The sequence below is a fragment of the Zeaxanthinibacter enoshimensis genome (assembly GCF_004362865.1).
Lineage (GTDB): Bacteria > Bacteroidota > Bacteroidia > Flavobacteriales > Flavobacteriaceae > Zeaxanthinibacter > Zeaxanthinibacter enoshimensis.
Genome location: NZ_SNYI01000005.1, coordinates 1 through 4,956, shown reverse-complemented (window position 1 = coordinate 4,956; position 4,956 = coordinate 1). Strand labels below are relative to the sequence as shown.

Genomic DNA, 4,956 nt, shown 5'->3' with positions numbered 1-4,956 from the left:
GTATTGTGAAATAAAATAAAAACGTGTTACAACAATGTATAACCGCAATTTGCTGCGCTGTTCGCTTCGCTCGGAACGGCGGATAATTCGTTCCTTTTAAGAGATATTGCCAGTTGAAAATCTTACTATTTAAAAACCGCAACTGACGGTTATACGAGACCGTTACCCACAATTTTTAAAATGAACCAACTGCCGTTAGAATCAACACTTACCTTTCAACAAAAAATCCATATTTCTATATTCTTAGCTCTAAATGTACTTTTGTTAGTAGAACTCTATCCTGTTGTAAAATTGAGTATTCTAATTTCTCAAGAATTTGAATTTAAGTTATTTACGTGGGCGATATTTTTGAGTGTAACATTTATAATTTTAATTATTTGGATCCTTTCGAAGAAAGGATTTTACTATAAGAATGAAAACTTGTATAGGGGATACTTCATAGGAAGACTATTACTGATTAAACAGAAATTAGCTATCCAGGATAAACCTGTTTGTGCGATCCTTAAATCCAACAAGCGACAGAAGTATGGATTTTTCTCAGCCGCAAAGCCTGACTTGGCCAATAAATTTGGGGCTTTCGATATATACCTACTTAATGAAAATCATACTGCGAAAAATAGAATCATGACTCTCAAACATGAAAAAAATAGTCAAAAAGCTATTGACTTTATAATGGCTCATACTGATTTAAAGTTTGAAGTCTATTGTCCTCGATTCTACTAAAACTGTGGGTAACAACGGCTATGAGCCATAGCTTCCCTCCTGCACTCAAGAATATTTACTCTATATTTAATACCTAATTAATCTGGTCATCGCTTTGCGAAAGCCAGTTGTTTGGAAAAAATAAAGGCATGGTGATTATAGGAGATAACTCATTGTCTGATCGATAAGGCTTGCCTGGGGTTAGTTCCAAACAACTGTCCTAATTCGCTACGGCGCATAGCCCAGACCGTTGGCAATAATTTGAAAAAATTAATTTGGAAAAGGTAAACATACTTCTAACCCTACTTCTTTTGGTCTTTATCTCAAGCTGTGAGCCTTCAAAAAAAGAAACCTTAGATAATATAAAACTGTGTCTGGAGGCTCAAAATGAAACGGCAGTTCTATTTAATAATAGGAATCCCTATTTGCAAAAGATAGTAGATGCCAAAAAAAGTGGGAATCTGTCCTTGGACAAATCGAATTTGACCAAATTAGACAGTATGACCATCAAAATTAATGAAACTGCCGAAAGCTATTTGGAGATATTGGAAACTGAAAAATCCAAATATCCTGACATGACTTTGACAAACGGAGTGATGGACTATTTGAAATCTGTCAAGAATTTTGAAAAGGAATTTGAAATTTTTCTGGGATTAATTAAAGATTCAATTCAGGACAATGAGGGAGATTTTTCAGTTATCATCAAAGAATTGGCATTGGGACTTAATTCTGAGACAAGAAAACTAAATCGCACTAAAACTGAATTTTACGAAAAATATGAGATTAGTCAAATGGAAATTGATTCCCTGGTGGAATTAATAAGAAGATAAAAACTATTGCCAACAAAGTGTATAATTAATTGCGGCTGGATTCCTAAAACGGAATCTCCTCCAATCAATTATCATTAAGGTCAGAGGGACATTTTCCGTTGGAAAAGTCCGCAACTAACCATACACAAGACCGTTGGCAAATATTATGAGGTTTAATCGTAAAAAACACCAATTACTTAAGCGTCTTGCTGAAAAATATAGCCGACTCAAAGAGGAGAAAGATTCAGTTCCTGGAATAGAGGCCGGAATTCCGTATTCTGAAATTAGATCCTTACTGAAAATCACTGAGCATCAAAGAAAATTGCTTTTAGCTGAAATGCGTAAGGCCGAAGAGGTAGTTGAATTTAAGAAGGATGACTGGTATGGATGTTACATAAATCCTAGTAATGGACTTGAGTCTCTATCCAATAAGAAATATCAAGTAAGAAACAGAAAAATTATTAAAGATGGTCTTATAGATTTTGTCCAAATAGCTGTACCCGTATTATCGCTGCTTATCACAATCCTTGTTATCGTAAGAGACGATTCTAAAAGGAACAGTGAAATTGAAGCAATTGAGGAAAAGATTGAAAAGCTTCAAAACCGAATTAACGATTTAGAATCAACTGAAGTTAAGGACTAACAAACTTAACATTTGCCAACATCGGCTATGAGCCATAGCTTCCCTCCTGCACTCAAGAATATTTACTCTATATTTAAAAAAAATAACCAGGTTAGCGTTCTGCGATAGCCAGTTGTTTAGAAAGACCAGGGAATGGTGATCTTCGGAAGATAACTCCTTGTATGATCGCCTTGTATTGCCAGGGGTAAGATCCAAACAACTGTCACAATTCGCTACGGCGCATAGCCCTGACCGTTGGCAGCAAGCTGAAAAAAATTACAAATGAGAAAATCATTCTTGATATTTTTGACCATCATATTCTTAATTTCTTGCGGACAAGAACAACGAAGTGAAAAATATAATATTAACGATATGATGATTAGAATATCGGAAATAGAAATAATCCCAGAATATTTAGAGGAGTATCTGGCAATACTTAAAGAGGAATCCAAAGCTTCTGTGGAATTGGAACCTGGAGTTATTTCAATTTATCCGATGTATCAAAAAGAAAACCCAACCGAAATTAGAATATTGGAAATTTATTCGAACACAAAGGCCTATGAAGCGCATTTGGAGACACCTCATTTTCAACATTACAAAACGACAACCTTAAAAATGGTAAAATCCTTGAAATTAGTTGATATGAATGCAATCGACGGAGGAGCTATGCCAATGATTTTTAAGAAAATAAACTGAAAAAAGCCAGCAGCCAACAATGGCTATAAGTAATTGCTTGTTCTTGCCTACTTTGGAAATTCTTTCGGAATTTCCAACTTGGTGTGTACCTGCTAAATCAAGTGCTAAACCACGCAACTACTCATAGCCCTGACCGTTGGGCACAATATGAAGAAAACTATTTTTTTAGTAATTCTGATTCTTTTTAGTTGCGGTGAAAGTATCCAAAAGAAGTCAATTGAATCAACCGACTACAAAGAACATTATCTGGGCTTTCTAAACGGTAAAATCATTTTACCAAAAAGCTATAAAAAGATCACGGGTCCTGAGTTGGCAAATGCCCAAGTTATAGCCATCAATAGGCCCGATTTGGAGGAGTATCTCACACTAGAATACGAGAGACTTGAAGAAAGGGGAATTTTCGGAAATCAAATCTTTGTAGACACGACAAATGTGACCAATTACATTTTTATAAGACTCGGGGAATATGTGCCACTGGATAAATCAATTGCGAATCAATATCTGGGAATGGTAAGGTCCTCAATCGAAAGAGGGTGGGATGAAAGCGGGATTAAGTATAAACGTCTGGAAAATAAATTTGTCCAGACCAACAAATCTGATTACATCAAAATCAAATATCGAATGACGAGGGACGGAATTACCACGTACCAAACTCAGTTTCTGATGACAAATAATTTTAAAACCTTCGATTTTCTAGTTGTCAACTCGGAAAATAAAGAAGTGGAAAACTGGATAAAAAGAACTGTGATAGATTAATACTGTGCCCAACAACGGCTATGAGCCATAGCTTCCCTCCTGCACTCAAGAATATTTACTCTATATTTAATACCTAATAAATCTGGTCATCGCTTTGCGAAAGCCAGTTGTTTGGAGAGATCATGGAATGGTGATCTTGGGGTGATAACTCCTTGTATGATCGCTTGGGCTTGCCCGGTGCCAGCTCCAAACAACTGTCCAAAGTCGCTACGGCGCATAGCCCTGACCGTTAGCTGTAATTTATGCACTCACATTTAGTATTCATCTGTATTCTTTTTTACTCTCTCGCTTGCTTTTCACAATCTGCGATAAAAGGAAAGGTGATCTTTAAAAAAGATTCTACGGTTATTCCCGGAGCAATTATACTGGTAAGTGGCACTAAAATTGGAGCTCAAACCAACGTAGAGGGTGAATACTTTTTAAATAATATAAATCCCGGCACATATGACTTAGTGGTATCAGCAATTGGGTACGGAAAAGATACCATTCCTAATATTAACGTATCGTCTTATTCAGATTCCTTATTAGTACTTGGATTACCTCCTGGTCCTTGCTATGATCAGCAAAGTTCCAAATTTTGTCCTGTGAATGAGAAATGCAAATCGGTTATTCCCATCGTTTATGGTTTACCTGATAAACGTTTACTGAAAAAAGTGGAGAAAGGAAAAATCCGATTAGGTGGCTGTGAAGTAACCGGTTGCGAACCTCACTGGTATTGCGATGAACATGAAATCGAATTTTAATAAACTACAGCTAACAACGGGTATGTCCAATAGCTAGCCCTCTCCCCCCTATCGCATTTTTCCTCTATATTTAAAACCTGAACCTGGTTAGGCGCGGTGCACCAAATCCGCTACTGCGCATACCCGTACACGTTACCTACAATTGCGCTTTAAGGAAAAATCAATAAGCGTTCTTGGAAGAATGAAACACTTCCCTCTCACTAGCATTAACCTCTAAAAAAATATTGGAGGATCCGTACGGGAAACTTTTACTTAGGGCTATCCTTGCTGTGGTCGGGTGATTACCGATGGCTTGGGTCGCGCAACATTAGGTAACAACGGCTATACTTCAGCGGCACAACCTGCTTTCCGAAAATTTCCTACATTTATTCCAAACTAAACCTGGACCTGACTATTTTGGTCGGCGTCGCGCCTGCCCACGCTAATCTCTCCTGGCAAAAAACACCAGGAGACCCAACGCTCGCGCAACGCCGGGAATACCGCCGAAAGCATAGCCGGGGCCGTTACCATACATTTTTAAATGACAACCATTAAGACCAATAATAGTTTTACCAAGCCTCACCTTTTTAAACGTTTTTTAGCTGGCCTTTTTGATTACATTCTAATTTGTTCATTTTTTATCATTATC

The 4,956-nt window shown here is 37.2% G+C and carries 6 protein-coding genes; 5 read left to right on the top strand and 1 reads right to left on the bottom strand.

What is annotated here, in order from left to right:
- The first annotated feature begins 977 nt into the window (after nt 1-977).
- The 4 genes from CLV82_RS14795 (at nt 978) to CLV82_RS14530 (ending at nt 3,585) form a co-directional block, all read left to right on the top strand.
- Nucleotides 978-1,532, top strand: coding sequence for a hypothetical protein (locus CLV82_RS14795; protein ID WP_166636722.1), 555 nt, complete (start codon nt 978-980; stop codon nt 1,530-1,532).
- 133 nt (nt 1,533-1,665) lie between these two features.
- Nucleotides 1,666-2,154 carry a hypothetical protein gene (locus CLV82_RS14545; protein ID WP_133645090.1) on the top strand — a complete coding sequence of 163 codons (489 nt, stop codon included), beginning with the start codon at nt 1,666-1,668 and terminating at the stop codon, nt 2,152-2,154.
- A 261-nt stretch (nt 2,155-2,415) separates the two neighbouring features.
- On the top strand, nt 2,416-2,829 hold the full coding sequence (locus CLV82_RS14540; protein WP_166636721.1) for a putative quinol monooxygenase: 414 nt from the start codon (nt 2,416-2,418) through the stop codon (nt 2,827-2,829).
- 147 nt (nt 2,830-2,976) lie between these two features.
- Complete coding sequence (locus tag CLV82_RS14530) at nt 2,977-3,585, top strand: hypothetical protein (RefSeq protein WP_133645088.1); 609 nt, start codon at nt 2,977-2,979, stop codon at nt 3,583-3,585.
- A gap of 86 nt (nt 3,586-3,671) precedes the next feature.
- Here CLV82_RS14530 and CLV82_RS14790 read toward each other — a convergent pair whose 3' ends face one another.
- Entirely contained in the window at nt 3,672-3,833 is a 162-nt protein-coding gene (locus CLV82_RS14790; protein ID WP_166636720.1) for a hypothetical protein, read from the bottom strand.
- A 72-nt stretch (nt 3,834-3,905) separates the two neighbouring features.
- Between CLV82_RS14790 and CLV82_RS14525 the strand changes: the two genes are divergently transcribed.
- Nucleotides 3,906-4,328, top strand: coding sequence for a carboxypeptidase-like regulatory domain-containing protein (locus CLV82_RS14525; protein WP_166636719.1), 423 nt, complete (start codon nt 3,906-3,908; stop codon nt 4,326-4,328).
- Nucleotides 4,329-4,956: the final 628 nt, after the last annotated feature.

What these genes read in the sequence shown, in the direction of transcription:
- CLV82_RS14540 (WP_166636721.1), top strand. Translation starts at nt 2,416, where the DNA reads ATGAGAAAATCATTCTTGATATTTTTGACCATCATATTCTTAATTTCT.
- CLV82_RS14530 (WP_133645088.1), top strand. Translation starts at nt 2,977, where the DNA reads ATGAAGAAAACTATTTTTTTAGTAATTCTGATTCTTTTTAGTTGCGGT.